The organism is Paenibacillus sp. FSL R7-0128, from assembly GCF_038002245.1.
Lineage (GTDB): Bacteria > Bacillota > Bacilli > Paenibacillales > Paenibacillaceae > Paenibacillus_AQ > Paenibacillus_AQ silagei.
In genome coordinates this window covers 1,544,151-1,570,702 of sequence record NZ_JBBOCD010000001.1, presented here as the reverse complement: position 1 = coordinate 1,570,702, position 26,552 = coordinate 1,544,151, and the positions used below count along the sequence as shown (strand labels likewise).

At 51.8% G+C, this 26,552-nt stretch carries 19 protein-coding genes; 4 read left to right on the top strand and 15 right to left on the bottom strand.

All coding sequences use genetic code 11. The features are described 5' to 3' along the window. Window positions 1-11: 11 nt before the first annotated feature. Window positions 12-641: a YfbR-like 5'-deoxynucleotidase gene (locus tag NST26_RS06650; protein WP_340978918.1), complete on the bottom strand. Its 630-nt coding sequence runs from the start codon at window positions 639-641 to the stop codon at window positions 12-14. Window positions 642-938: 297 nt separating this feature from the next. On the opposite strand from NST26_RS06650, the gene NST26_RS06645 reads away from it, so the two are divergent. Continuing rightward, a complete protein-coding gene (locus tag NST26_RS06645) occupies window positions 939-1,157 on the top strand; it encodes a PspC domain-containing protein (RefSeq protein WP_340978915.1) in 219 nt (72 codons plus the stop codon). 62 nt (window positions 1,158-1,219) lie between these two features. Then, window positions 1,220-1,891 carry a PspA/IM30 family protein gene (locus tag NST26_RS06640; protein ID WP_340978913.1) on the top strand — a complete coding sequence of 224 codons (672 nt, stop codon included), beginning with the start codon at window positions 1,220-1,222 and terminating at the stop codon, window positions 1,889-1,891. A 102-nt stretch (window positions 1,892-1,993) separates the two neighbouring features. Here the strand turns inward: NST26_RS06640 and NST26_RS06635 are convergent, their stop codons facing one another. From NST26_RS06635 to NST26_RS06600, 8 genes are all read right to left on the bottom strand, one after another. Next, complete coding sequence (locus NST26_RS06635; protein WP_340978911.1) at window positions 1,994-3,622, bottom strand: glycoside hydrolase family 13 protein; 1,629 nt, start codon at window positions 3,620-3,622, stop codon at window positions 1,994-1,996. Between the two features lie 5 nt (window positions 3,623-3,627). Continuing rightward, on the bottom strand, window positions 3,628-5,349 hold the full coding sequence (locus NST26_RS06630; protein WP_340978908.1) for a glycoside hydrolase family 66 protein: 1,722 nt from the start codon (window positions 5,347-5,349) through the stop codon (window positions 3,628-3,630). A 43-nt stretch (window positions 5,350-5,392) separates the two neighbouring features. Next, on the bottom strand, window positions 5,393-6,967 hold the full coding sequence (locus NST26_RS06625; protein ID WP_340978907.1) for an ABC transporter substrate-binding protein: 1,575 nt from the start codon (window positions 6,965-6,967) through the stop codon (window positions 5,393-5,395). 89 nt (window positions 6,968-7,056) lie between these two features. After that, entirely contained in the window at window positions 7,057-7,935 is an 879-nt protein-coding gene (locus NST26_RS06620; RefSeq protein WP_340978905.1) for a carbohydrate ABC transporter permease, read from the bottom strand. 12 nt (window positions 7,936-7,947) lie between these two features. Next, complete coding sequence (locus NST26_RS06615; protein ID WP_340978903.1) at window positions 7,948-8,910, bottom strand: ABC transporter permease; 963 nt, start codon at window positions 8,908-8,910, stop codon at window positions 7,948-7,950. 75 nt (window positions 8,911-8,985) lie between these two features. Beyond that, entirely contained in the window at window positions 8,986-10,611 is a 1,626-nt protein-coding gene (locus NST26_RS06610) for a helix-turn-helix domain-containing protein (RefSeq protein ID WP_340978901.1), read from the bottom strand. A gap of 3 nt (window positions 10,612-10,614) precedes the next feature. Further along, window positions 10,615-12,366: a sensor histidine kinase gene (locus NST26_RS06605; RefSeq protein WP_340978899.1), complete on the bottom strand. Its 1,752-nt coding sequence runs from the start codon at window positions 12,364-12,366 to the stop codon at window positions 10,615-10,617. 74 nt (window positions 12,367-12,440) lie between these two features. Continuing rightward, window positions 12,441-17,549: a glycoside hydrolase family 66 protein gene (locus NST26_RS06600; RefSeq protein ID WP_340978897.1), complete on the bottom strand. Its 5,109-nt coding sequence runs from the start codon at window positions 17,547-17,549 to the stop codon at window positions 12,441-12,443. A 411-nt stretch (window positions 17,550-17,960) separates the two neighbouring features. Here NST26_RS06600 and NST26_RS06595 point away from each other — a divergent pair, with 411 nt between their 5' ends. Next, a complete protein-coding gene (locus NST26_RS06595; protein WP_036727744.1) occupies window positions 17,961-18,965 on the top strand; it encodes a LacI family DNA-binding transcriptional regulator in 1,005 nt (334 codons plus the stop codon). Between the two features lie 231 nt (window positions 18,966-19,196). Further along, window positions 19,197-19,739 carry a hypothetical protein gene (locus NST26_RS06590; protein ID WP_155991588.1) on the top strand — a complete coding sequence of 181 codons (543 nt, stop codon included), beginning with the start codon at window positions 19,197-19,199 and terminating at the stop codon, window positions 19,737-19,739. A 64-nt stretch (window positions 19,740-19,803) separates the two neighbouring features. Here NST26_RS06590 and NST26_RS06585 read toward each other — a convergent pair whose 3' ends face one another. The 6 genes from NST26_RS06585 to NST26_RS06560 form a co-directional block, all read right to left on the bottom strand. Next, on the bottom strand, window positions 19,804-20,796 hold the full coding sequence (locus tag NST26_RS06585; RefSeq protein ID WP_051478238.1) for a patatin-like phospholipase family protein: 993 nt from the start codon (window positions 20,794-20,796) through the stop codon (window positions 19,804-19,806). An 83-nt stretch (window positions 20,797-20,879) separates the two neighbouring features. Continuing rightward, entirely contained in the window at window positions 20,880-22,220 is a 1,341-nt protein-coding gene (locus NST26_RS06580) for an LLM class flavin-dependent oxidoreductase (protein ID WP_036727742.1), read from the bottom strand. A 55-nt stretch (window positions 22,221-22,275) separates the two neighbouring features. Further along, window positions 22,276-22,800, bottom strand: coding sequence for a DinB family protein (locus NST26_RS06575; protein ID WP_051478195.1), 525 nt, complete (start codon window positions 22,798-22,800; stop codon window positions 22,276-22,278). Between the two features lie 377 nt (window positions 22,801-23,177). Next, the gene (solA, locus tag NST26_RS06570; protein ID WP_445323365.1) at window positions 23,178-24,362 is read right to left on the bottom strand and encodes an N-methyl-L-tryptophan oxidase; all 1,185 of its coding nucleotides are present in this window, start codon (window positions 24,360-24,362) and stop codon (window positions 23,178-23,180) included. Continuing rightward, a complete protein-coding gene (locus tag NST26_RS06565) occupies window positions 24,328-25,527 on the bottom strand; it encodes an amidohydrolase (RefSeq protein ID WP_340978891.1) in 1,200 nt (399 codons plus the stop codon). The genes solA and NST26_RS06565 overlap by 35 nt, the downstream gene beginning before the upstream one ends. Next, entirely contained in the window at window positions 25,524-26,546 is a 1,023-nt protein-coding gene (locus NST26_RS06560; RefSeq protein ID WP_340978889.1) for an LLM class flavin-dependent oxidoreductase, read from the bottom strand. Before NST26_RS06560 ends, NST26_RS06565 begins: the two co-directional genes overlap by 4 nt. Between the last annotated feature and the right edge of the window lie 6 nt (window positions 26,547-26,552).

The following is a 26,552-nucleotide window of genomic DNA, read 5'->3' as shown; positions in this document are numbered from 1 at the left end:
CCACAGCTCCTCTACAGGGCCAGCGCCTCTTCCGTAATCTGCCTGATATCAATCGGAGACAGCGTCTCCTCGTTCACCATGTCCGGCAGAATCTCTGCCAGGAAGTACTCCACGCATTTGAGGTCAATATGCTTGATCTTGATCAGCGCATTGCGGTACATCACCACGAATTCCTTCTCCGTGTTCCCTCTTTGCAGCTCGGCAAAAGCTTCGTACACCTGATCCATCTTATCGGCAACCTCCAGAATCAAGCCTTCTAGCGAATCGTCCTTGCCCTCACGCAGCTGCTGGTAGAAGATGCTTTTGAATTCGTCCGGAATATGCTCCTTGATGAAGTTGTCGATCATGCCCTCCTCCACCTGCTGGATCAGTGATCTGAGCTGGAGCGAGGAGTGCTTCACCGGCGTTTTGATATCCCCGATAAAAATCTCTCCGTAATCATGGCTGCTCGTGATCTCGTACAGCTTCTTCCAGTCGATCACCGCGCCGTGCTTCTCTTCAATATCCGCCAGCGTCTTCGCGTATTGCACGACCTTCCAGGAATGGGCCGCAACGCTATGCTCCTCGAATTTGAATTTGCCCGGACAGCGGATAATGCGCTCCAGCTCATTCAGTGAGCGAAAATACTTGTGAATTCCCATGGCTAGTCCTCCCGTATGTTAGTTAGGCTACGCTAGAGTTCAGTCTAATCCTCCAGTGTTAACCCCGGATGAACCTCAGCACCCCATTGTGTAAAATTCGCACGGCTGCGCGTATCTAAGGTTTTTCCCGGCCTCTCCCCGTCCTATTGCGGTCCCCATCCCCGACTAAGGTCGGGAACAAAGAACAGTCTGCAGGCCGTTTTGCCAGAGAGGATAAATTCGTACAATACATACATAGACAACGCAGTGAACACGCCGCGAACCGGCGATCACCATATAAGAGAGGAAGATATCACTATGACAAAAAAATTAACCCGTTCCTTAACAGACAAGAAGCTCACAGGTTTATGCGGAGGACTGGCACGCTATTTCAATGTTGATGCGACCCTCGTAAGATTGCTTGTTGTTGTCGCTACGTTTTTCAGCTTCGGTACTGTTGTTTTTCTCTATATCATCGGCAGTCTTATTATCCCTCAGGAATCCTACGGCGGATTCGATGACGGCTTCAACTACTAATTCCTTCTATTAAATACTTGCGTCATACCTTAACCAACCCACATAAAAAGGAGATCATTATTATGAGTATATTCCAAAGAATCACCACGTTAACGAAGGCTGCCATTCACGAAGGGCTGAACAAGCTGGAAGATCCGATCCTGCTAACCGGTCAATACCTGCGGGATCTGGAGGACAAGATCGCTAATGCCGAAGGCAAACAGCGTGAACTCAAGGCAGCAGCCAGTGTGCTTGAGCGCCGGATTTACGAATACAAGGTGCTTGCAGAGCGCAGTGAAGCGGAAGCAGTCCAGTTCATGAGCGAGGGCAATGAACCTGCTGCCCGCCTGGCGGTAATGGCTAAGCTCCGCTACACAGAGAGCGGACAGGAATGCACCGCCGGACTTCAAGAGACACAGGCAGCACTTTCCTCGCTGGAGGTACAGCTTGCCGGTGTTAAGGAAGAACATACGCGCCTCAAAGCCAAAAGAGCCGAGCTGGCTGAACGTGCCCGCAAAGCTGCGGAGATCAAGCAGTGTGCACAGGCCAGCGCATCATGCTCCCCGGCCGGATACGGCGGTCAGGTGCTGAACGCCGGTGCCGCAGCCCGCGGCTTCGAACGGATGGAAGACAAAATCGCCATGCAGGAAGCACTGGCCGAGCAATCCGGTCTGGCTGCAGCCGCAGCCGTTCCTGAATCCCCGCTGAACAGCGCGGTTGAAGCCGAGCTGGAGCGCCTCCGCAACCGTAAATAAGCTGACGGTGTATAGTAAGCAATAAGGCTGCCTCCCTTTTTATCAGGGAGGCAGCCTTTTGGTGCAATGAACTTTGTTCCAATTAGGACTGAACAGGTTAGTCTATGCAAGTACAACAGCAAAAGCTTCATAAGGCCGTAATTGCAGCTGCTTGAAGTCCACATCATCTCTGGAGTAGTTGCCGATAATGAATCCGGCGTGACCCAGCTCCGGCAATTCCAGTGTGATGGGCTCCCCGCTGAAGTTGGCCGTTACCAGCCAGGTCTGTCCTTCATAGCGGCGGAAGTACATGAACACTTGATCCGGCACGCCGGTCACCAGTTCGAAATCGCCCCATACCACAATCGGGTTGTTCTTCCGCAGTTCAATCAGCTTACGGTAGCAATGGAACACCGAATCCGGGTCCTTCAGATTCGCCTCCATATTAATTTCCTTATAATTCGGATGTACAGGCAGCCATGGCTCTCCGGTTGTAAATCCTCCGTTACGGGTAGCATCCCACTGCATCGGAGTCCGGGCGTTATCTCTCCCCTTTGCATTAATGGAATGAATGATAGCTTCCTTGGCGTATCCTTGCCCGATCCGTTCATGATACATATTGATCGCCTCAATATCCTGCGCTTCGCTGATATCCTGAATCGGATAATTGGTCATTCCGAGCTCCTCGCCCTGATAAATGTAAGGCGTACCCTTCATCAGGTGAAGGAGTATGGCGAACATTTTGGCGCTCTGCACACGGTACTGCTTATCGTTGCCCCAGCGCGATACAATTCTCGGCAAATCATGATTGTTCCAGAACAGGCTGTTCCAGCCCTCGTTCCCCAGCTCGGTCTGCCATTTCGCCAGCACCTGCTTCAATTCGCTTACATCCAGAGGCTTCAGATCCCACTTCTCTCCCCCGCCCTGCTGATCCAGACCGATGTGCTCGAACTGGAACACCATCGACAGCTCCTTACGGTCCGGGTTGGAATAAAGCTTGGCTACTTCCGGAGTCGCCCCCCAGGTCTCTCCCACCGTCAGAACATCATGCGCTCCGAAGGTCTCCCGGTTCATCTCCTGCAGATATTCATGCAGCTTCGGACCATTCCCTGTGATCTCCTGATCGGGAATTTTGCCGACCAGATCAATGACATCCATGCGGAATCCGCCGACACCCTTATCCAGCCAGAAATTCATCATGTCCCATACCTCTTGACGGACCTTGGGGTTCTCCCAGTTCAGATCCGGCTGCCTGCGGCTGAACAAGTGCAGAAAGTACTGGCCGCTCGCTTCGTCAAGCTCCCAGGCCGATCCGCTGAAGGTTGAACGCAGGGAGTTGGGAACCCGGCCGTTGACCGGATCACGCCAGATATAATAGTCACGGTACGGATTATCCCTTCCTTTGCGGGCCTCAATGAACCATGGGTGCTCGTCCGAGGTATGGTTGACGACCAGATCCATAATAATCCGGATATTGCGCTGCCTGGCCTGTTCAATTAATTCATCCATGTCATCCATGGTTCCGAATTCGGTCATAATATCCCGGTAATCGCTGATATCATAGCCGTTATCGTCATTGGGTGATTTGTATACCGGACTAAGCCAGATTGCGGTAATGCCAAGCTGCTCCAGATAGTCCAGCCTGCTGATAATCCCCCGGAGGTCGCCGATTCCATCCCCGTCGCTGTCTTGAAAGCTTCGGGGATAGATCTGATATATTACAGCTGTCTGCCACCATTTTGTATTGTTCAACCCATTCACTCCTGTAAGCTAAATTTAACTACAACCATGGACCAGATGCGCAGGGACGGCAAAGTGAATCTGGCCGCAAGTCCTTGCCCGTGAGGAACTACCTCATAATCCAGGACAATCACTTCCTGGGCCTCATCATCCGGGCTGGCCGTGTAAATGCATTCAATCGGCTGTTCGATCAGCAGTGTGCACACCACATCATTTTGAGCTTCAGGCCGCTGTTGCTTGCCATGCTCCCAATAATCATCTTCAAGCCCGGCAAGATTAATCAGCTGCAGGATCTGATAGCCCGGCTTGCGCTTAATGATCGTCCAGACAGAGTCAATATCTCCGTTCGGGGCAAATGGCACCTTGCCTTCGAAGGTAATCTCGGTGTTCACCCCGGCGGTATAGGTATAAGACACATCTTCCAGCTCTGCATCCTGGATCAGCACACCAAAACGCACGATGAAATCATAGTAGCGTCTGACCTCGACGGCAAATTCAGGCCGCATCACTGCATAATCGGGATAGTAGGGCATAGTCAGCATTCCATGATCCTCACCCAGCAAAAGGTGATATCCCCCGCTAGCGAATATGGAGGCCATCGTCAGCAGCGCCCCGTTCTCAGCCCATTCCTTGTCATGTCCAGCTTCCGGGTAGAAGGAGGGCAGATAGGCGGAGAGGATCACCGGCTTGTGAGGGTCGAGTGAACGCGCATGATCAATCAGTCCTTTAAGCTCACACAACCGGACTACCGGCGGCCACACTTCAATATATAGCGCCTCCTGATCCGCCGGGGCCGTCTTGTGTATAGGATAATTACCCACATTATTGAAAATAACCCCGGCCTCTGCCTTGATTTCCTTCACGGCCGCCTGGGTCCGGTTAATCAGAGCCGGATAACATTCCGCCAAATCGACCAGCTCTTCTTTTCCTGCGATCCGGCGCACGGCTTTCTTCGGAAAGCCGTATTGATCCATATGAATTCCGTCGAATCCGGCATGTACGGCCTGACGGAACTGTTCAACAATATGATCGGTCCAAGGAGAATCCGGCGTAATATCCATAATATAGAATAGATCTATTAATTGAAACGGATCTCCCTGGCGATTATACAGTCCCCATTCCGGGCGTGCCTGCAAGAAGTCCTTAAGACTTGCATATACCGCTCCATAGGCCATGGCAGCCATCCCTTTATCGTGTACGGCTGCGATCTTTTCACGAACCACCTTATAGGACATCGTCCGGCCCATCGGATCAATAAATTCATCCTCTTTCGGAACCAGATCATCATGCCTGTACATCCAGTCATAGAACTGTATGACATTCAAGTGGAATTTGTTCATGCTGTCAACGTCACGGGTGTCTCCGGATTCTTCACTCCGGAAATCGCTTAGAAATCCATACCGTGGCGCCCGGCCCCAATGATCGGCAATATCGTAGGAGGTATAGGCGGTTGACACTACAGCTTCATTGCACAGAACTGTAGCCTTGACCCCGTAACCCGCCCACTCTGTAGCTTCAGTGAACAAGGGAACGGGCACTCTTTGTCTCAAGCCTGGTTCCGTACGGATGCTAAGTCTTGCTTCAGCAACCTGCTGCTCCAGCTTGTAGAAGCTGACCACCAGCTGCAGAAACGCTTTCTCCCCGGTCTCTACTTCAATAATAATACTGCCGGATTGGCCGGTTTTGTACTGGGCCTGATCGGGATATATATCTATATGTGTCAATACTCTATGGTCCATATGAATTCTCCAATCCTTGTAGATCGAGCTTGGTCACTTCCACTTATTTCTTTCCATTTTCCGCCAGCCAGGCATCCAGCTGCTTTTGCGCCTCCGCGATGACTTTGTCTGCTCCAGCCGCTTTTTGTTTTTCCAGCATTTTAGGAAGAGACTCTTCCGGATCGAGCTGACCGGACTTCAGACCGTCAACAAAGGCTTTGTTGGCGTTGTCAATCGAGATCAATTCATTTTTTACCGGCTCCGCATCGAAGACAAATCCAAAGATCCGTGAAGGATTAGAAGACACCTGTTCGTTGAACTTCTCGTAGTTCTGGTATTTATTCGGATCTTCGCCTACACGGGTATAGTTGAGCATTTGATTGCCAAGCTGCCACATAATATCGTGATAGTAGCCGACATTATCTGTAGTTTTGCCTTCCGGCAGCGCAACTTGTCCGTCTTTGAGTACATAATGGGTTCCTTCAATCCCGAAGTTGAAGAGGGTCAGCAATTCCTTGTCCTTATAGAACAGGTTGAGCAGCATCATGGCACGTTCCGGATCTTGGGAGCTTTTTGAAATCGCATACATGGTTGCTGTCATTTTCCCTGTCTGCAAGCGGTCAATATTAAGCGGAATTTGCAGCATCTCACGGCCCGCTTTAATCGAACCATTCGGTGATACGGCTGCTGTGCCGATCTCCATATCCGCGATAATATCCATATCAGAGACAAAGGCGAAGCCTTTACCCGCTTGAATCTTCTTCCAGGCGTCCAGACCAGGTGTCAGTGCATCCTTGTTAATGTATCCTGCCTTGTACCACTTGTTGGTAAGCTTGGCAAGCTCCATATACCGCGGAGTCGTGTAGGAATTGATGACGGTATAATCATCTGCCGCTGTTCCCACGGTGTTAATCGCTGCAATACTGACGATAGAATCCAGATTCGTCGATGAATAGTACGCTTCGAGAGGAAAGCTCGGTGCCACCAGAGGCGTAACCCCCGGTTCGTTCTCCTTGATGGTTTGAAGCATGGGCTCCAGATCCTCGACTTTACCAGACTTCAGTGCAGTCAGATCAAATTTGTACTTGTCCACAAGCTCTTTGTTCAAGTAGACCCCTTGTGCACCGCCCAGCTCCTGGTGGGTATGAATACCGTATAGCTTGCCGCCGCGTTTAGCCGGCCCGTGATAGTCCTTCTCCACAGCTTCGATGTCCGGGCCGTATTTAGCGAGCAAATCATCCAGCGGCAGCAAGCCCCCTTTGGTCACCTGCTGCTGGAACCCGAGCCAATCCGCTGTAAACAGCAGGTCCATTTTGTCGCCGGAGGCCATCATCAGATTCGTTTTATCACTCCAGGCGCCCCAGTCGATGGGATTCAGCTTGACCGTCATGTTCATTTCCGGATAGGTCTTTGCCAGATAATCATTCATCGCATCCTGTACCCGCTGATTATCGTTTTGCGGCGCATCGGGGAATACCATTACAACTTCGTAAGGCTTCAATTCGGAGCTGCCCTCGCTTCCCGGCTGGACTGTGCCCCCCGGTGAATTCGCAGCATTATTCCCACCGCAGCCGGTTACTAGGGCTGAAGTCAGCACAAGCGATGTCAATACAACAGAACTCTTTTTCAACCACTTCATAGATAATAGACCTCCCTGAATGATTCTGTATTCTTGCCTTTGTTCTCTAATTCTGAACTTGCTTATACTAATCCGGTCATATACCGGGATCAGCCTTTCACAGCGCCTACGGTAAGGCCTTTGACGAAATACTTCTGCAAGAAAGGGAATACCAGCACCAGCGGTCCGATTGCAATCATCGCCATCGCCATCCGGATGGATTCAAGCGGCGTTGTGACCTGTGCGGTTGAACTGTAAGCCTTATTGGCAATCGTCTGCAGGAACGAAGCGTTCATTAGGGTTTTGGTCAAAAGATATTGCAGAGAGAACAGCTTCTCATTCTGGATGAAGACCAGGCTTGTAAACCAGTCGTTCCAATAGGATACGGTGGTGAATAACCCGATGGTGGCCATTACAGGCAAGGACAGCGGCAGAATAATGCTGAAGTAGGTCCGGAATTCACCTGCACCATCGATCTGAGAGGAATCAATCAGGGAAGGCGGGATGCTGTTCGTGAAGAAGGTCCGCATGATGATCACGTTGAAACCGCCGATTAGACCCGGAATGATAAGCGCCATCAGCGTATCCTGAACATGCAGGAACCGGGTGTAGACCAGATACCAGGGCAGCAAGCCGCCCGAGAACAGCATCGTGATCAGGATGTAGAAGCTCAGAGCACCTCTGAGAGGAAACTCTTTCCGCGATAATGCATAGGCCATGGCCGAAGTCACAAACAGACTGACTACAACTCCAATCAGTGTTACCGAAGCAGAAACACCATAAGCCCGCAATATTTTTTCGGCATCTTCCAATAAATACTGATAAGCGACAAGGCTGAATTTGCCGGGCCAGAAGCTGTATCCATTCGCAGTTACCCAGTCTTCATCAGCAACCGAGATCATAAATACAAGCCAGAACGGGATCAGGCAGGCAAGACTGAACAATGACAGGACAATAAGGATAAAGGGATTGGTTCGTTTTTTCTCCATGGTGTTCTCCTTCTAGAACAAAGCATTTTCTTTGCTGAATTTACGGACAGCCAGGTTGACGGTAATGACAAGTGTAAAGCCAACCACAGATTGCAGCAGCCCTGCCGAGGAGGCGAGTCCCGTATCCCCGGTAACCATTAACGCCCTGTATACATAGGTATCGATAACATCCGTTGTCTCCTTGATCATACCGGAGGCCATGGTTGCCTGATAGAACAGACCGAAGTCAGCGTTGAAAATCCGGCCGATCGCCAGCAGTGTCATGATGATGATGATCGGAGCGATCAGCGGAATCGTAATTTTCGTCATTTGCTTCCAGCGGCTGGCCCCATCAATGACGGCCGCTTCATAATATTCAGAGTCTATCCCGACAATGGCTGCCAGATAGACGACGGCCGAGTAACCCACACCCTTCCAGGTGTTAACAAGGGTCAGGATATAAGGCCAATGCTCTGCTTCCGCATACCAGTTTCTAGGATCTATCCCGAAGGGCTCCAGAATGAATTTGTTGATGAAGCCCAGCTCCGGATTGAGAAATCCATACACGATATAGCCGACAATGACCATGGAAATGAAATTGGGCAGGATCACTGTGCTCTGAAAGAACTTGGAGGCAAACTTATTTTTGACCTCGTTAAGGAGAAGTGCCAGCATCACTGCGAGTATCGTATTGATGATCAGGAAGCTAAGGTTGTACAGCAAGGTATTCCTGATGATCAGCCAAGCGTCGTTCGAAGCAAACAGAAACTTGAAGTTGTCCAGTCCGATCCATTTGCTGCCCCAGATTCCTGCCGTATAATTCAGGTCCTTGAAGGCGAGGAAAATACCGAACATAGGGAGGTAGTTATTGATCAGCATCAGCAGCACACCGGGCAATGCCAGCACGACCAAGGCCCTGTACTTCCATATGCTTTTCCATTTTGATCCAGGCCGCGAGCTGCCTGATTGTGCCGTTAGTGCTTTTTCCGAAGCCATAGTTCCACACCTTCTTATTGGGTTATGGCTTCATTATAAGGAGTTGCCTGCATCTGCTCTGCCGTTTTTATAACCTTAATCTATTCGTTTTGTGACATTGCGGTATTCCTGGGGATTGACGTCGAATTGCTTGCGGAACATTTTGGTGAAATGGGAAAAATTGCTGTATCCTACCTGCTGCGCGATCGCGCTGACCGGCATATCCGTGGTGTCCAGAAGCTCGCGTGTGCGGTCCATCTTTACCGAAATCAGGAAATCAATAAGGTTCTGGCCGGTCTCTTTCTTGAACAGCCTGGAGAGGTAAGCCGGGTTCAAGCCCACATAATCAGCGACACTGGCCCTGGAGATCTCTTCCTCCACATGCTGCTGGATGTAGCGGATGGACCGCTCAATCACACCGCCCTTCTCCTGCCGCTCAAATTCCGCTTCCATGACCGCCGATACAATTCCTTCCGCCCAATGCCTGTATTGAAGCAGTCCCCGTATCCGGGCGGTTGTCCAGTCTGGAAACAGAGCTATGCTTCCCGCATTGATTCCTCTGACCTGCAGGAAGTGATATATAATCTGCAGGGTATCCTGATGCAGGGCGTCCAGATGTCTTCCCTGAAAAGAAGGATTGGCTTCCAACTTCGCTGTCAGATGATGAATGAACTGCACAGCGGACTCACGCTTGCCGTTCAGCATATAAGAGATCAGATCACCCAGCAGGATATCCTCCGAATTAGAATTGGCGGACAGCATCTGATCCTGTGGTAAGTATAAGAGCACGGATTGGGTCCGGGAGATATTATCACGCTCCATGGTCTTTAGACTTTCACACATTCCCGGCAGCTCCTGGATGGGTTTGAACGAACCGACATAGCAGGTTACGATGCTGTAGAACAACTCCTGGCAAGCTTGGATAAAACGTTTACCTGTGGCCGTGAGCTGCTGAAGGCTAACCTTCTTAGCCGCAGGTCCTCCCTCCACACCTCCGGCATACAGCAGAATGAACAAAACCCCGCTCTTATCGGTGATGGCCTCCCCCGGATGCTCTTCTGTAAAACATTCCTCCGCCGCTTTCTTCACCGCATACTCCATGATTTCCTGATCACGCGGGCTGAGCGGTTTGGACCACTCCTCAATACTGATCAGAATCGGGAGCACCTGATCGTCAGGATTTAACCCTACCCCTGCACCCGCCAGCTCCCGGTCAAAGAAATCCCCAAACGACAGGATGCTGCGGGACAGCAGATCCTGCCAGAAGCGTTCTACACGCTTCGGCTTTTCCTGTTGCCACAGATTCAGATACTTATGATACATCTGGTTGTAGGACTCATACTCTTCCTTCTCACGGATGGCCGCCATCATCCCCGATACAGCTGACAACAGCTCCTCTGTGTCAACAGGCTTCAGCAAGTAATCAAAGCTCCCGAGGTTCACGGCTTTCTTGGCATAGGAGAATTCGGAATGACAGGTCAGAAATATCGATTCAGTCCAGGGAGAGTGCTCCCTCACCCAGCCAACCAGTGAAAGTCCGTCTTCATCCGGCATCTCAATATCGCAAATCAGCAATTCTATTCTGTGATCATTCAGCAGCTCCCTGGCCTTGTCGGCCCTGTTCGCCGTTAAAACCTCTTCAATCCCATACGCCTTCCAGTCACAGCAGTAGAGCAGCCCCTCCACAGCGAATTGTTCATCATCTACAATCAATAATCGCATGGCTCATCGTTCTCCTTCTGTATATTCAATAGGCAGGCTAAGCCGCACCCGGAATCCGGACGGCTGATTGCCGCTGAAGTGAATTTCGGCTCTCCCCTGATAGATCATAGCCAGCCGTTGCTTCACATTCCAGATCCCGATTTGTCCCTCATCTGTGTCCGGGGTATAATCCGGTGCATTCAGCTCCTGCAGCTTCTCTGCACTGCTGCCCTTTCCGTTATCAGAGATTTCAATGATCATGGTACCTGCCGCTTCTTCTGAGAGACCTGCCGAAATCTCCAGCTGGAAGATCTCTGCCTTCAGGCTCATGCCATGAAGCATGGCATTTTCTACAAAGGGCTGTACCAGCAAGGACGGTATGGAGGCGCGGCTAATCGCTTCGGCTACGGTGATCTGGAACTCAAACGACTGCTGGTAGCGCATCTTTTGAATTTCCAGGTAATTGCGGAGATGTTCCAGCTCTTGGCCCAAAGTAATGCGGTTATCCTTGACCTGAAGCATAAAGCGGAAATACTGCACCAGATGCCGTACTGTTTTTTTGACCAATTCGAAACGCTTCAAATCGGCAAGCTGAAAAATAATATTGAGCGTATTCAAAAAGAAGTGCGGATTAATTTGCATCTGCAAATGCTTCATTTCTGCCTTTTGCGCATTAATCCGTTCCTCGTACACATCAATTTTCAGATCCTGGATTTCCACAACCATGCTATTAAATGCCTGATTCAGCGCCTGAAACTCCACCAGGTTCGAATCGGGAAGCTTGGTTTCCATGGCGCCGTTGCGGATCCGGTGGATGCCGCTGAGCAAATCCAGAATCGGGCGGATGACCATACGGCGGAAATAATATAAGTAAACCAGTAAAATGAGCAAAATAATAAAGGGCAGCACATTAATAATCGTTTGGAAGGTATTGAGTCCCTGGAGCAGCTCGGAAGCAGGGATGACCACGGACAGATTGATTCCCAGTGCAGAGGACTGGCTGGACACCACAAACCACTTCAGCCCATCATGCGTAAACGAAAAGGAAGAATTCAGATTCATCTTCTCACCCGGCAGCTTGAAGTCGTAGCCCATGGATGCCGAAGGACGGGTTAAGATATTCCCTTCATTATCCACAATCAGCACATCACCGCCCGATTGCAGGTTCAGATTGCCCAGCGGTGAACGCATGGAGTCGATTCGGATCAGAGCGCCAATACAAGCGGTATTGTCCAGATTATTGCTGACGGTCCGGTTTAAATAGTAATCTCCGGCAATTTTAACGATTGTCCATTTGTACTGAAGTGTTTCCAGATTATCTTCATTTTGAACCTTTGTCGTAATCCAATCCCTTATCTGGTCCATATATTCCTCTGTCGTTCCTAGTACATTGGATAGTGTCAAAGTATCATTAACGCCGGAGTATAGATAAAACATATCCACGCTATGGTAATAGGCCTGATAAGCCTGATTTCTCTGCATAATCCCCATACGGGCAAAATAATAGTCGGACTCTGTCAGCCCCGGCTGATTCAATTGAAGAAAATTCACATCATGATCGACAATATCGACCAGATTAATCGTAATGTCATTCAGGCTGCTCTCCATCATCTTAAGATTGGAGTTGACCAGATTCTGATAGGATCTGGATACCTGTTCGAGTACAATTCCCTTGGCATAATATCCCCCGGCAAAAAGAACGGCGAGCAGCGGTATCGTTATCGCAGCAGACAGTTGAATCAGTCTTACACCCAGCGAGTTTTTTCTGTTTTTCATAATGCCTCCTTTCTGCAACAGAACATAAGAAAGAGTCACCTCAGTGACCCTTATCCTATGACCTTATTTGCGGATTAATCAATTAAATGCTCTATGACCTGAGCGGCTTCTGCCCGGGTTGCGCTGGATTCAGGTGCAAAGTTTCCATTCGCGTATCCATTCATCAGACCCGCTGACTTCACCTTCTGAACTGCTGACTGTGCCCAGGCAGAGATCTCTTCGCTGTCCCTAAAGGTTAGGTTCACCTCTTCGGTCTGCTTGATACTTCCATGGATGGCTGATGCTTTGGCAAGCATCACCGCCATCTCCTGACGGGTTATCGCTTCATCAGGTGCAAATCGCTTCCCGTTCCTTCCGTTCACCAGACCTGCCTGATAAGCAGCGGCAACATCACCGGCATACCAGCTATCCGCAGTTACATCCATAAATGGAGCTGGTCCTTCGGCTTTTAACCGAAGTGCCTTGACCATCAATGCAGCGAACTGTGCCCGGGTAATCTTCGCCGCTGGAACGAACGTATTCTCCGTCATTCCGTTGATGACATGCTTCGCGGTCAAGCGGCGGACAGCCTTATATGCCCAATGCTCCGCAGGTAAGTCAGCATACGTTTTGTCATATGCAAACACGGTATAACGGCTAAAGTGACTAAGCTCAGCTGTAATCTCATGTTCGGCCGTGTTGGCTCTGCCGCCGGTATATTCCCATTTCTTCAGCGGCTCACTGAAAGTGTAGATGCCCAGCAATTCATTCAGATCTTCTTGCTCCAGATCATCAACCTTTAAGGTAAGCTGCACCGGGCTTCTAAAGGAAGCGAGCCTGGATAATCCTCCGTCAGCCGTCGTTACTCCGAATTCAAATTCATAGGTCGATCCAGCGGGAACCCAAGGCTTCACAGCCGGAAGGAAAGCTGCCTGCGGCTCGATTCTGTTGAAGGTAATTTGAATTTGTGAATCGGCTGTTATTTTCCCTTTATTCTCTTCCAGAAGCTGAAGAATATGATCATGGGTGAAGTTCAGGCTGAAATGACTTCCTTGAAGCTGCAGCTTCTTCCCCTGCAGCCCTTCCGCAACAGAGACAGGAATCTGAATCCGGTTGTACTCATCCTCATTGACCGCAATTGTGATTGTCCCATCAATCGCCGGATTCAAATCCTTCGCCTGCAAAACAAGAACATCCCTTTCCGCTGCTGCTGGAGTAGGCGTAGGCGCAGGTGTGGCCGATACCGTCACTGTACCTATATCTGCCCCTCCGGGAGCAGGTGCAGGAGTTGCCTCTGCAGTCGGTGACGGGCTTGGAAGGCCCGGTTCATCATCACTGAAGATCGGCTGAACCCATGCTGTCCTCGGCGCCTTGTCGATATAAATCATCGTCCAATACTGCATCGATGGCAGTTCAATCTGCAATTGTTCACCATTCCAAGTATAATTCAGCTCTTGTGACAGACCATGCCCGGCGTCAGGACTGGCGGCATAGACCTTCAGATCCGGTGCTTCCGTCTCGGTGATGCCGATATCGTAAGACACTTTTAAATGGTTGAGGACCGCTGGCTCATTGGCTGCATTTCTCCAGTTGTCATCATTATGAAGCAGATTGATCAGATGCAGTACATCATACCGCTCAAAGCCTGTATTAGTATCATTTTTTCTGACTGTTGTCCAGAGTGTATTCTCCGTTCCGTCTTTGCTTGTTGCCAGATTGCCGCCGTCCGCTTCCACGGACACAACAGCGGATGAATCGGCTTTGCTGCCGAACAGCAGGTTTTCATATGCAGCATTGAATTTATAATACTCCTGCATGGATTCCTTGGTGGATTCCAGCATTTTTTTGCTGCGGTTCGGATAATATTCATGGGCTAGCATGTTCGGGCCTTCCGATTGCTTCTCGGCGGTTCCCAGCTCAATATGGGTTGCACCCATCGATGCCAGCCCGGCATCCATCAGCCGCACGGACGGCTCGTTGAAATAGCCAGCCGTTACCCCGCGCAGCCGGACGCTTCCGGCAATATCATCCGCTTCCATCTTCAATGTAACGGTATGGGTCCCCGCCTCCATGTGTGGAATAATCACGTATCCGTCCCCGCTGTACTTCTCACTGCTCTCAGTTCCATCCAATCCAATCTTCAGATCGTTGCCATGTTCATCCTTGGCGCGCACGCCGTCAATATAGACCGAACGTGTGGTCATGCCGCCTGCATTGGAATAGGTGAAGATCAGACTCTGTTCCCCTGATTGAGGGATGTTCACCGGATAGGTCACCTGCTCTCCGATTGCACCAAAGTTCAGCACGGTATCCTTGTAGAGAGAGAACGGTGACTCCGTATCCGTACTTTCGGCTTCATAGCTGCGGGTTACCGGGTCCGGATCACCGGATAATGCAACGTTCAGCTTATCCAGCCTGATTCCGCTGTCCTGCCCCTCCGGCATTTTGATGATTATGCGATTTATGCCTTCCTCCATTGGAATGCCGCTCATTGCCGCTTCTCCCCATTTGGAGCCAGCGGTTGGTGCAAAGCTTACAGGAGTGCCCGCGCCATTGTTAATATACACACTGCGGCTGACGGTCGCTGCCCCCTGGGCATTATTTTGATAGATCCAGCCGAGATCGTAGATGCCTGATTGCGCTGTATTCACTGTAAAAGTCAACCGGTCATTGACATTATTGAACTCGGAGGCATATCCGATGATAGGGACAACCCCGCCTGTTGTTTCAGCGCCGCCTGTACTGTATTCATACCCTCCGGCAATGATCCCGCCCACATTGATATATTGTCCGCTTGATTCCATTCGCAGCGTAACCTTATGGTGTCCCTCCTGGACAGGGACAGATAATTCACGGGGCTGCATAGAGCCCTCCCAGCCGCCGGCTGTTTTAGCAAATGTGATATTCTGGGCCTGTGGAGCTGGTTCGCTATCCACCAGAACCGACATTACAGGATCATTATCGCCATGATACAGGACCGTAATCGTGTCCAGCGGATGTTCTGCATATACATCGTAGGTGACAGTCTGTCCTGCCTGCCCGAAATTGTCTGTCTTGCTCTGGCTGTAACTCAGGCTGCTGGTCTGCGGAACATCCGCATACAGTGCATAGTTTCTCTGTGTGCCGACCGTCATATACCGGAGCTTAATACCCAGGTCATTTGCAGACGCTCTCAGCGTTATGATATTATCGCCTGCGTTCAGATGAACCTTGTGCAGATTGCCAAGCTCCGAGAATTTATCCCATGTACCCGTGCCGGCAAACGAGACCTCTCCCTGAGGCACATCATTCACAAGCAGCTCACGTTTCACCTCCTGCCAATCCGAAGCGTAGCTGAATCCGAGCGGATATTCTCCTTCAGCAGGAACATTTACATGGAATTTCACATAATCGCCTGCGGTATCAAAATAATACACATTGCTGTACTGATCCACAATTACCGTATCCAGCTTGGCATCTGCCGCCTCATAGCGCTCATTGATCCCCTGCCCTTGGACCTCCAGGCCCGCCAGATTGAGCCAAAGGCTATTTGTATTCAGGGTAAGCTTAACGGAATTTTCACCTTCCTTTAACATTGCCGTTACTGCGGCTTGTGCTGTCGGGTTCCCCCACCCCGTATTGGCCTCAAAGGGAATTGCCGCTGCGGCAATCTCATCATTAACCATCAGCTTGCCTTCCGGAGAACCGGCGCCATTGCCCTGTCCATAATTCAGGACAAGCGTATACATTCCGTCTGCTGGAGCATTTACGGTAAACGTCACCGAATCCGTATCTTTGCGTCCAAAGTTGCCGACCCAGCCGTAAGCTTTGGCAATCCTTGATTGGTAATCCACGGTTACCGGAACATCCTGGGCTTCCGTGCCTCGTGTCGGCAGACCTGTAGCCTCTTTGTAGTTTATATAACCGGCGATCACCATCGCCTTACCGCCATCCTTCTCCCGGGTATCTTCCACGACCTTCTGAATATCCCGGTAATTGTTGCGGTCCTGCCAAATCTCACTGTAGTCGAAATCGGTTTTTGTACCCGGATCGGGTACAGCGCTGTATTCGGCATTGCCTCCCACCATATTGAACGTAACCTTGCTCTTTAAGGGGTTATTTGCGAGCAACGAGTCCTTGACGGAATGAATGAACCGGGCATAATCCAGGGAATAATAACGTTTATTGCCGTTATAGTCATACAGGAAATTGTTATCATTGGCTCCCCACTGATCCAGGTGGATGCCGTCAAACCCGAATGTATTAATGGAACGGTCAAACTGTTTAGTGATATAGTCCTGCCAGAACCTGCTTCCCGGGTCCTGCAGGAACAGGGAGGTCGTCTTCCCGTTCACATCGAAGGTATACCCGTTCTGGTCTTTGTGCGGATTGTTCTGATCGAGCTGAGCACTGTTATAGAGTCCCCACTCCGGACTGACGCCGAAGTCCTCATAGTTCTCACGCGCTGCATAATTCATCTGATAGGCCATAGCTGCGGAGCCGTATTTCTGTGCAGCCTCCACCTGCTGCTTAACGCTGAGCGGATACAGTGAACGTCCCAATAGATCCGAATAGTGTGTATCCGCATTAATGTCTTCATCAATGAAATTGCCGTCTGCATCTGTGACCGGCTGTCCATTGCTGTCGGTCTTGGAATACACCGAAACATCATGCCGCCACATCCAATCATAGAACTGGTAGGCATTAATGTAGTAGTCCCGGGACAATTCCCGGAGCTTGGAGTCACTCTCCTCCGCCGTCTCCTGCGGAAAATCAGCGACATATCCGTATCGTGGGAATTTCGTCCAATCGCTGGAGACATCGATCGCTGCGGTCACATACTCTGATGGCGCATCTCCCTCTATCCACGCTTTCGCCGTGTAGCCGCGGAAGTCCTCAGCCGGAGGCGTCCACCCCACGGTTAGCTTGTTGCTCCCTTCCTGAAATACCGTCAGCGCTTTGTCGCCTTCAGCAACAAGGGTATTCAACTGATAAATTTGCAGATGCAGCTGCCCGTTCCAATCCGCAGATTGATCCAGGGTCATAATCAGCTCTGCGGCTTCCCCCGGAGCGAATCGTGCCTTTGAGGGTACCATTTTTAGTATTTTGGGATTCCCCGTCCCCGTTGGCTCTGCCTGGGCCGTTCCTCTGCCGCCATAGCCTGTTGTACAAATTTGAATCAGCAGTAATAAACAGAGACAGATAACAGCTTGTTTCTTAAACATACAGCATCTCCTTTATATCCATATTGTTGAGAATACATGTTGCTGAAAGACTGAATAAGGATGTTAGGTTTTGCGAAGGTATCGAAGGAATAATAGATTTCAAGGAATCCTATTATTTTTCACGTAAACGTTTACTCAAATAGGCAAAGAACATCCCCTTATTAAGGTCTTTCCCTCCTCCTCCAAAAAATTCTTGGTGTAAATTTATACGTTTACTTGAATGTAAGTTATGTATTTTTGTACCTACAATCCTAAATTCCCATGACGTAAACGCTTACCATAAAAGTTATCTCGTTTATTTTTCCTTGTCAATGCTTATTTTACAGAATGTTTAATTTCAGTTGACAAAGAAAAAGCAAGGACTTATATTTTCAGTAAGCGTTTACTGCTAAACGACAGGTAGGAGAGTCCATGAATCCCACAATTAAAGATGTTGCCCAAAAGGCGAACGTATCCATTGCCACCGTCTCACGGGTTCTGCATAACTTAGGCGGATATTCAGATAAAACGAAGCAAAAGGTAGACCAGACCATCAAAGAGCTTAAATATCAGCCGAACGCTATCGCCCGCGGACTGATTAACAAGCGCACCCAAACCATCGGCGTATTATTTCCTGATGTGTCGAGCACCTTCTCCTCCGATCTGCTCCACGGAATCGGCGAATTCGTCCATGACCGCAATTACAGTGTGATAGTCTGTAATACCGATCAGGACGGCAAACGTACGCTGAAGTATTTGCAGCTTCTGCGCGAGAAGCAGGTTGACGGGGTTATTTTTTCCAGTGAAGTGCTCAAGCAAGAGTACTATGACATGCTGGAGAGCATGAACGTTCCAGTGGTGCTGGTCTCTTCCCAAACGGATTATGCCAATGTACCTTATGTGAAGGTTGATGATTATCAGGCGGCCTATGACGCTGTCCATTATCTGATCACCAAAGGCCACCGCAGCATCGGCATGATCAGCGGCACCAAGGGCGATCCCATCGCCGGAACTCCACGGGTCGAAGGATACCGCAAAGCGCTGGAAGCACAAGGCATCGCCTTTGATAGCCGTTACCTCGTGTATGGGGACTTTTCCTACGAAAGCGGCTGCAGAGCCATGGAATCCCTGTTACGGAGAACACCTGAGGTTACTGCTGTCTTCGCGGCCAGTGACGAAATGGCGATTGGTGCCCTTTCGGTCGTTACGAAGCATGGAATGAACGTGCCTGAAGATATCTCCATCATGGGATACGATGATCTCCGGTTAGCCCGGATGGTCAATCCGCCATTGACTACGGTGCGCCAGCCGCTGTATGACATTGGAATGCTCGCTTCCGAGAAGCTGATCGGCATGATTGAAACGGGGGAGCCTGCGGAGAGTCTAATCTGTGCCCACTCCATTGTGGAAAGACAAACCGTTCGGGCAATTACCTGAACAGGGACGCATAACTGTTCTTCCTGAATCCAAAAAGGTTGCTCCTAACGCCATAATGGCAGAAGGAACAACCTTTTTCTGTGCTATTGCTATTTTAAATTGTATCCCTTTCAAGGATGTCCTAAATTGCATCGACCTAGAAAAGATACGTTTTTACCATTATTTGTAACTTATCCTAGGCATTCGCATAGATATATTCTATAACTATTTCAATGCCAAGGAGCGATTCTGTTGGAAAATCAAATGTTGTCCCCGCAAACCTGCAATTCAGAGACTGTTGGCCTGCCGCCGCAGTCTAATCCCAGCCCGCCGTTCATCCCAATTCCCCCAACCCCCGAAACCTTGTGTACAAACACCTGGGTGTATATCTGGACGAATACCAATGTGGGAAATCTCTGGGTTTATGTTCAGCGGGTCATTCAAGGCAAACGAAACACCTTAACCGGCTGCGCCTTGTTCCAGGATTGGAGCGGCAGGCACTATTATCAACAAGTCACCGTGGACTTGGCTTATATTACGATGTATGTATGCCATTCGCCGGCCTCTGACTCCATGGGGCTTTCCCCTGACAGCGCATCTTCAGGAGCATTACCATCCGGTAAACCCTTAGTCAAGCTATGCCTGTACCAACAGTTCCCGGTAGGCAATTTCGTCTATGAACTTACTCCGCTCAATACAACATGTCCAACACGGCCTGGGGATGAACGAATTCTTAAGGGCTCCATTATTATCCCTTACGATCCTGCGATGCCGGTTACGGGCGAGTTCAAATAAATTCACTAATAAGAGGGAGCACGCTCTAAGCCGAATAGGTGCCAAGAGCTTGCTCCCTTTTCCATCAATGGTAGAGTACTGAATCCTCCTGCGCGGACTGCGGTTCATCGCTGTAATAGGCTGGAACCGGTGAGGTGGCGTTCTTGTCCCGAAATTTATGTTTATAAGCTTCAAAATCCCATGTGCTCAGAAACTTCTCTGCTGCTGTGTGGCCCGAGGTCAGTAAGAACTGCTTATCCGCATCCGTCAAATCAAATTTGGTCGTCGTCACCTCCCGGGTTGGGATGAAGACGGTCCGTTCTTCCGCATGCTCATCTACATGACGCTGATCGTGTGCTTGGAGCATCGTTTTGAACATGCCTTTTAATAAAGAGACAGGACCGTTGATATCCAGGGTCTGGGCATACGTGCGTTTCTCCGACAGGCGGAAGCCAAAGGTTGGCCACCGCGGAACCCCCTCTACATCAAACAGCCAGATGGGATAGTTGCTCAGCATTCCTCCATCCAGCATGTAATACGGCTTCGGGATAAGCGGTGTATGCCACTGATAGGGTTTGAAGAAGAGCGGCAAGGTTGTACTCATTCTTACAGCCGCAGCAATCGGGAAGGTGGTTGATGACAGCCCGTAATGCGGGAGATCTCTGGGGAAAATAACCATTTTTCCGTTACTGATGTTCGATGCTATAATGGACAGCTTGCCTTCCGGCAGATCGCCGAATGTCTCTACACCCCTGCGCTTCAGCCAATCACTCATCACCCCCTCAAGAACATGGTTGCTGTAGATCCCCGAATTCAGGAGCAGCGGAAGGGCTTTGTTCAGCAGCGGTACATTGTTCAACCCTGTCTTGCCCAAGAGCTTCACATAATCGAGCGAATGCATCAGCTCCCTGATCTCTGCACTATTGTAGCCTGCCGCCAGCAGCGCCGCCACAATCGCTCCCGCCGAAGTCCCCGCCAGCTTGTTCCAGCTGTACCCCTTACGCTCCATTACCTCAATCGCACCGACAAAAGCAATACCTTTGACACCGCCGCCCTCAAATACAGCGTCTGCCTTCATAACCATCCATCCCCCTCCATCCGAATTATGACCGGGTACAATTGTTGCTGCACCTTATTCTTTGCGAGAGGGAAAGTTCTGATTCACAGCGGCTGCCCAGCCGGTTCAGAAGCCTTTGTATAACGGTTCTCCGGAACCGGAAGTCCGAGATTGCCCCGCAGCGTATCACTTTCGTATTCGGTGCGGAAAAGCCCGCGCTCCTGGAGAATTGGAACGACCTGATCAACAAATTCCTCCAGCCCGTTCGGTACGGCGGCCGCCAGCATGAAGCCGTCGGCGGCTCCGCCCTCGAACCAGGCCTGAAGCTGATCGGCCACCTGCTCTGGTGTACCTATGAAGCTGCTGCGCGGCGTTGCCGATTGCAGGGCAACCTGGCGCAGGGTTAAGCCCTGCTCTCTGGCATCCTTTTTGATTTTGTCCGTGCCGCTCTGGAAGCTGTTTCGGCCCAGATCACCGACATCCGGGAATGGCTCATCCAGCGGATACTGCGAGAAATCATGATGCTCGAAGAAGCGGCCCAGATAGTTCAGCGCATTCTCAATCGTCACCAGCCCGGCAACCTCCTGGTATTTGCGCTCCGCTTCCTCCGGGGTAGCCCCAAGAATAGGTGCTATTCCCGGGAAGATCAGCACTTCATCGGGATTGCGCCCGAAGGAGGCAACACGGCTTTTCACATCCTTATAGAATTCCTGCGCGGACTCCAGCGAGTCATGACCCGTGAAGATGGCATCCGCCACGCTGGAGGCATAATCTTTGCCGACTTCAGAGGAACCTGCCTGGAAAATAACCGGCTGCCCCTGCTTCGAGCGGGCGATATTGAGCGGTCCCTTCACTGAGAAGAATTCACCCTGGTGATCGAGCGTATGCATTTTCTGCGGATCAAAGAAGACGCCCGTGTCCTTATTGCGGACAAACGCGTCGTCCTCCCAGGAATCCCACAGCCCGCGTGCCACCTCCAAATATTCGGCGGCAATACGGTAGCGTTTGCCATGGTCCGGATGCTCCTGCTTGCTGTAATTGAGCGCAGAGCCTTCGAGCGGCGAGGTCACCACATTCCATCCGGCCCGTCCGCCGCTGATGACATCCAGTGAGCCGAATTGCCGGGCTACCGTGAACGGTTCACTGTAGGAGGTAGATAAGGTACCTACCAGACCGATGCGGCTGCTGACTGCCGCCAGCGCACTGAGAATCGTCAGCGGCTCGAAGCGGTTCAGGAAATGAGGGATCGACTTCTCATTGATGAACAGACCGTCTGCAATGAAAATCAGGTCCAGCTTGCCTTCCTCCGCTTTGCGTACCCATTCCTTGTATAGCTCGAAGTTCACACTGGCATCAGGCTGCGCATCGGGATGACGCCACATGGAGGTACTGCCTCCAACGCCGTGCAGCAGGGCCCCCAGCTTCAATTGTCTTGGTTTCGTCATATTCATTCCTCCTCGAATTGGTATTCAGTCCGCTTGGTTCCTCATGAAAATATTCTTACAGGGCCGCTTGCTGCGAAGCTTGAGCGGCTGATGCAGCTGGTGCAGCTTGACTTGCCTGCGCTCCCCGCTTCACTCGTTCAATCTGGGCCAAATGCCGCTCTACATGTGCAGTGAATCCGCGGACAATATCGGTGATACGCACCGTTTCGCCCTTAAAGTTAATTCCGCTTTTCTCCCATTCTGCGGGACTCAGCCTTCCCAGCAGCAGACTGTTGTAATGCAGCAGGCTGCGGAACAGCTCCAGGCTGTCAGCGGCTTGCCCCTGATTACTATGCTGACCACTGACCCATGCGTCCTGCTGGAATGCCGGGAGCTGAACCTTCGTATCCGCCAGAATATCGCGGATGCGGAAGGAGACTACAATGCTGTGATCCGCTAAATGGGCCAGCACCTCGGTCACGCTCCAGCTTGACGGCTCCGCCTTCCACCTCAGCTGCTCATCCGATAAGCCTCTGGTTGCCTGCACTAATTGCTCGTGCGTGTTCAAGTAGCTGGCTAGCTCCACACTCACACTACTCATTGCGATTCCCTCCAATATAGGTTTGAATTATCGTTGTTACCCGCTGATGGGATATGCTTAATTGCACTTTGTACATCTAAAACGTCTGATTTCCAACCCATTATCTGTTTAATTGTAGTTCGTACAATTAAAAATCCATTTGCTTCAGATATTCACCGATTCGGGCAGATTTAGTTGTACAGGCTACACTTATACGATGCACGTAAGTCTTTTCGCTGTTTTTAAGTGTACCTTCTACAACTATCCCTGAATGGAGGTGTGTTACGCCTAGCCAAACGCCCATGAAACGCATAAGAACAACAACTCCGGCCTGGGAAGGGCTCTCCGAAGGGGAATCGCTCCACTTCCTCGGTCCTCCAGGTATCATCGCTCGCCCTCTACGATTTCAAATCAGATCTGCTGCTATTGAAGCGTGACAACGAGAATGGAGCTATATTCTGCCTGGTATGTCCCTGAACAGCCATGTCCGCGAGAATCTCTCCGACCGCGCTGGAGAATTTGAAGCCATGTCCAGAGAAGCCTCCGGCCAGCAGCACATGGCTGTGAGAAGGATGGCGGTCGATGATGAAATCCTCATCCGGCGTATGCTCATATTTACAGACGGAGCCCTTAAGCAGACGCCCGGCTGCTCCAGGCATATACGCTTCGAGAACCCGGCGGAGGTCGCCTTCATCACTCTCCAGGCTGCCGAACGGCTGCAGCGGTTCGCCGGGCTTCCATTCTTCGCCTGTATCATGGCGGCCGATCTTCAGTCCCGCCCCGCTGATACTGGGAAAACCGTAGAACCCGCCTTCCTCTGCACCCAGCGTGAAGCCGGGGAACCTCCCGGTCTCGAAGTCCGGCGTACTCCCAAACCAGCCTACTACCTTTCGTACCGCCTTAATCGGCAAGTTGACGAAGGGCGACAATGAACTGAACCAGGCCCCGGCGCTAAGTATAGCAGCGGCTCCGTGGTAATCCCCCTGCTTCGTCTGGACTGTGACACTTCCTTCGCGGGCCGTCACCTTCAGCACAGGAGTATTCGTCAGCAGCTCCGCACCGTGATCCAGCGCAAGCTGCCGGTAAGCGGTAATGCACCGCTCACTGTAGAGATAACCGGCATCCGGCTCATACATCGCCTCGAAGGATTCGGGGAGGTTCAGGGCTGGCCAGCGGCGGCAGATTTCCTCGGCATCCAGCTGCTCAGCCCGGACCTTCCGCTTCCGCGCCTCTTCCAGACGTCCGGCGAAGGAATACACCTTGCTGTCTGCCAGATTGAGCACGCCGGACGGAGCCAGCAGCTTGAGGCCGCTCTCTGCCTCCGCCTCTTCCCATAGCACCTGGGCACGGAGCGCCAGGTCAATATAGGCCGGATCGCCGCTGTAAGCGTGCCGGATCAGCCGGGTCTCCCCGTGATGGCTTCCTTCCGTATGCGGTGGATCGAAGGCATCGATCAGCAGGATCTTCACCCCGCGCCGGGCCAGATGATAGCCTGCGCTCATGCCCATGGAGCCTGCACCAACAATAATCACATCATATACGGGAGGGTCAGCGATGATCTGCACCCCCTTTAGCCGAGAGATGCTCAAGTACACGTACCGCCAGATCGCTGAAGAATTCTGCACCTACAGGCAGCGCTGCTTCGTCCAGATCGAAGGCGGGATGATGCCATTCCCGGCTTCCGGCGGTGCCGGTGAAGACAAATAAACCGGGAACCGCCCGCTGATAGAAGGCGAAATCCTCCCCGGCCGGTGACGGCACCGGCTGCACAGAGGTATAGCCCAGCTTCGCCGCCGTCTCTTCTCCAAGCCGGGCCAGCAGCGCATCGTTGATGACCGGCGGCGGACCGCCGATCCAGCGCACGCTGGCTTCAGCGCCGAGAGCGGCAGCCACACCTTTCACTATATCTTCGAACCGTTTCAGCACCCTGCCGCGCACCGCTTCATCGAAGGAACGGATCGTCCCCTCCAGCACCGCCGTGTCCGGGATGATGTTCCACGAATTTCCGCTGTGGATCTGCGTGACGCTGATTACGGCGCTATCCAGACTGCCCACATTCCGGCTGATGATGGATTGCAGCGCCGTTACAATATGCGAGGCGGCGACAATAGGATCAATCCCGGCCTCCGGCACGGCTGCATGGGTACCAAAGCCCCGGATACTGACTGCGAAGCCGTCTGCGGCCGCCATCAGCGGACCGGCCTTGATGCCAAGGGTCCCTACCGGCAGATCCGGCTTATTGTGCATACCGATCACTGCGCGCACCTGCTCCAGCCCGCCGGCAGCGATGATCTGCTGTGCCCCCTTCGCTTTCTCCTCGGCAGGCTGGAACAGGAAGCGAACCGTTCCGCTCAAGGCGCTCTCCTGCTCCTTGAGCTGATACACAGCTCCAAGCAGCGCCGCCGTATGGAAGTCATGTCCGCAGGCATGCATTCTGCCCGGATACAGCGAGGCATAGGGCAGCCCGGTCTCCTCCTGGATCGGCAGGGCATCAATATCTGCCCGCAGCGCAACCACCGGTCCGCCCTGCTGGCCGCCTACTTCGGCAATGACTCCGGTCTTCAGACCGTAATCTACGATCTTCACCCCCGCCTGCTTCAGTAGCGATGTGATGTACGCGGTAGTCTCAACCTCTTCCCCTGACAGCTCCGGGTGCCGGTGCAGATGACGCCTGATTTCAACCAGCCGCTCCTTGAACGCCAGTGAATGCACTTCACGGGCAGCGGATTCTGCCGCTGTACTGGTCATAGTGAAGCCCCTGCAATAGCCCCGGAGAGCGCCTCACTCAGCAGCTCGAAGGAACGCTGCCGCTTCTCGAAGGGCTGCACGTTAGTAGTGACGATGAACTCCTCTACGCCGGAAGCTTCAGCTAAAGCCAGAAGCTGCTCACGGACCGTCTCCTTCGTCCCCTTGGTAATCTCAGGCTCCCGCTCCTCCAGCGTGTACGCTTCCTCACTCTGGCGGGTGAACTCCTCGGCCTGCTCCCGGCTGGCCAGAGTCAGGGTCTTGCCGCTGGCGAAGCGGATGCGGATCAGCTTATGCGCTCCAGCCAATTCCTTGGCCTCCTCTTCCGTATCAGCCACGATAACAGCCAGCGCAATAATCACCTGCGGCTCCTGCCCGCCGCTTCGATTGAAGCCGTTGCGGTAAGCCCGCACCGCCTCTAAGGCAACGGCCTGATCGCCGCCGATGAACAGGGAGAACACGTATGGCAAGCCTAGGCTGGCCGCGATCTCGGCGCTGGCGACACTGGCGCCAAGCACATACAGCTCCGGCGGGGTTGCGGGGAGCGGTCCTGCCTTCAGCCCGTGCAGCGGATGCTCCGCCTCCAGCCGGTTATGCACATATTTCTCCAGCTCCGTGATTTTGTCCGTTAATGAAGCGGCTTCCCCGCCTCCCTGCTGCAAGGCCTGTGTGCTGCGCGGCAGGCCGCCGGGAGCGCGTCCTACCCCCAAGTCCACCCGTCCCGGAGCCAGCGAAGCCAGCACGTTGAAATTCTCAGCCACCTTGTAGGGGCTGTAGTGCTGAAGCATAATTCCGCCAGAGCCGATGCGAATACGCTCCGTCCTAGCCAGCAGGTGCGAGATGAGCACTTCAGGAGAAGATCCGGCTACCTGCTCAGAATCATGATGCTCGGATACCCAGAAGCGGCGGAAGCCGAGGCGTTCCGATAGCTGCGCCAGCCTGATCGTATGTGCAAAAGCCTCTTCCGGTGTCTCCCCCGGATAGATCGGGCTTTGGTCGAGTACGCTGATTGTAATTGCCATAGATAT

Bases quoted from the DNA above. Each gene is read 5' to 3' on its own strand.
- NST26_RS06650 (WP_340978918.1), bottom strand. From the start codon at position 641: ATGGGAATTCACAAGTATTTTCGCTCACTGAATGAGCTGGAGCGCATT.
- NST26_RS06645 (WP_340978915.1), top strand. From the start codon at position 939: ATGACAAAAAAATTAACCCGTTCCTTAACAGACAAGAAGCTCACAGGT.
- NST26_RS06640 (WP_340978913.1), top strand. From the start codon at position 1,220: ATGAGTATATTCCAAAGAATCACCACGTTAACGAAGGCTGCCATTCAC.
- NST26_RS06630 (WP_340978908.1), bottom strand. From the start codon at position 5,349: ATGGACCATAGAGTATTGACACATATAGATATATATCCCGATCAGGCC.
- NST26_RS06625 (WP_340978907.1), bottom strand. From the start codon at position 6,967: ATGAAGTGGTTGAAAAAGAGTTCTGTTGTATTGACATCGCTTGTGCTG.
- NST26_RS06620 (WP_340978905.1), bottom strand. From the start codon at position 7,935: ATGGAGAAAAAACGAACCAATCCCTTTATCCTTATTGTCCTGTCATTG.
- NST26_RS06615 (WP_340978903.1), bottom strand. From the start codon at position 8,910: ATGGCTTCGGAAAAAGCACTAACGGCACAATCAGGCAGCTCGCGGCCT.
- NST26_RS06610 (WP_340978901.1), bottom strand. From the start codon at position 10,611: ATGCGATTATTGATTGTAGATGATGAACAATTCGCTGTGGAGGGGCTG.
- NST26_RS06605 (WP_340978899.1), bottom strand. From the start codon at position 12,366: ATGAAAAACAGAAAAAACTCGCTGGGTGTAAGACTGATTCAACTGTCT.
- NST26_RS06600 (WP_340978897.1), bottom strand. From the start codon at position 17,549: ATGTTTAAGAAACAAGCTGTTATCTGTCTCTGTTTATTACTGCTGATT.
- NST26_RS06595 (WP_036727744.1), top strand. From the start codon at position 17,961: ATGAATCCCACAATTAAAGATGTTGCCCAAAAGGCGAACGTATCCATT.
- NST26_RS06585 (WP_051478238.1), bottom strand. From the start codon at position 20,796: ATGAAGGCAGACGCTGTATTTGAGGGCGGCGGTGTCAAAGGTATTGCT.
- NST26_RS06580 (WP_036727742.1), bottom strand. From the start codon at position 22,220: ATGACGAAACCAAGACAATTGAAGCTGGGGGCCCTGCTGCACGGCGTT.
- NST26_RS06575 (WP_051478195.1), bottom strand. From the start codon at position 22,800: ATGAGTAGTGTGAGTGTGGAGCTAGCCAGCTACTTGAACACGCACGAG.
- NST26_RS06565 (WP_340978891.1), bottom strand. From the start codon at position 25,527: ATGACCAGTACAGCGGCAGAATCCGCTGCCCGTGAAGTGCATTCACTG.
- NST26_RS06560 (WP_340978889.1), bottom strand. From the start codon at position 26,546: ATGGCAATTACAATCAGCGTACTCGACCAAAGCCCGATCTATCCGGGG.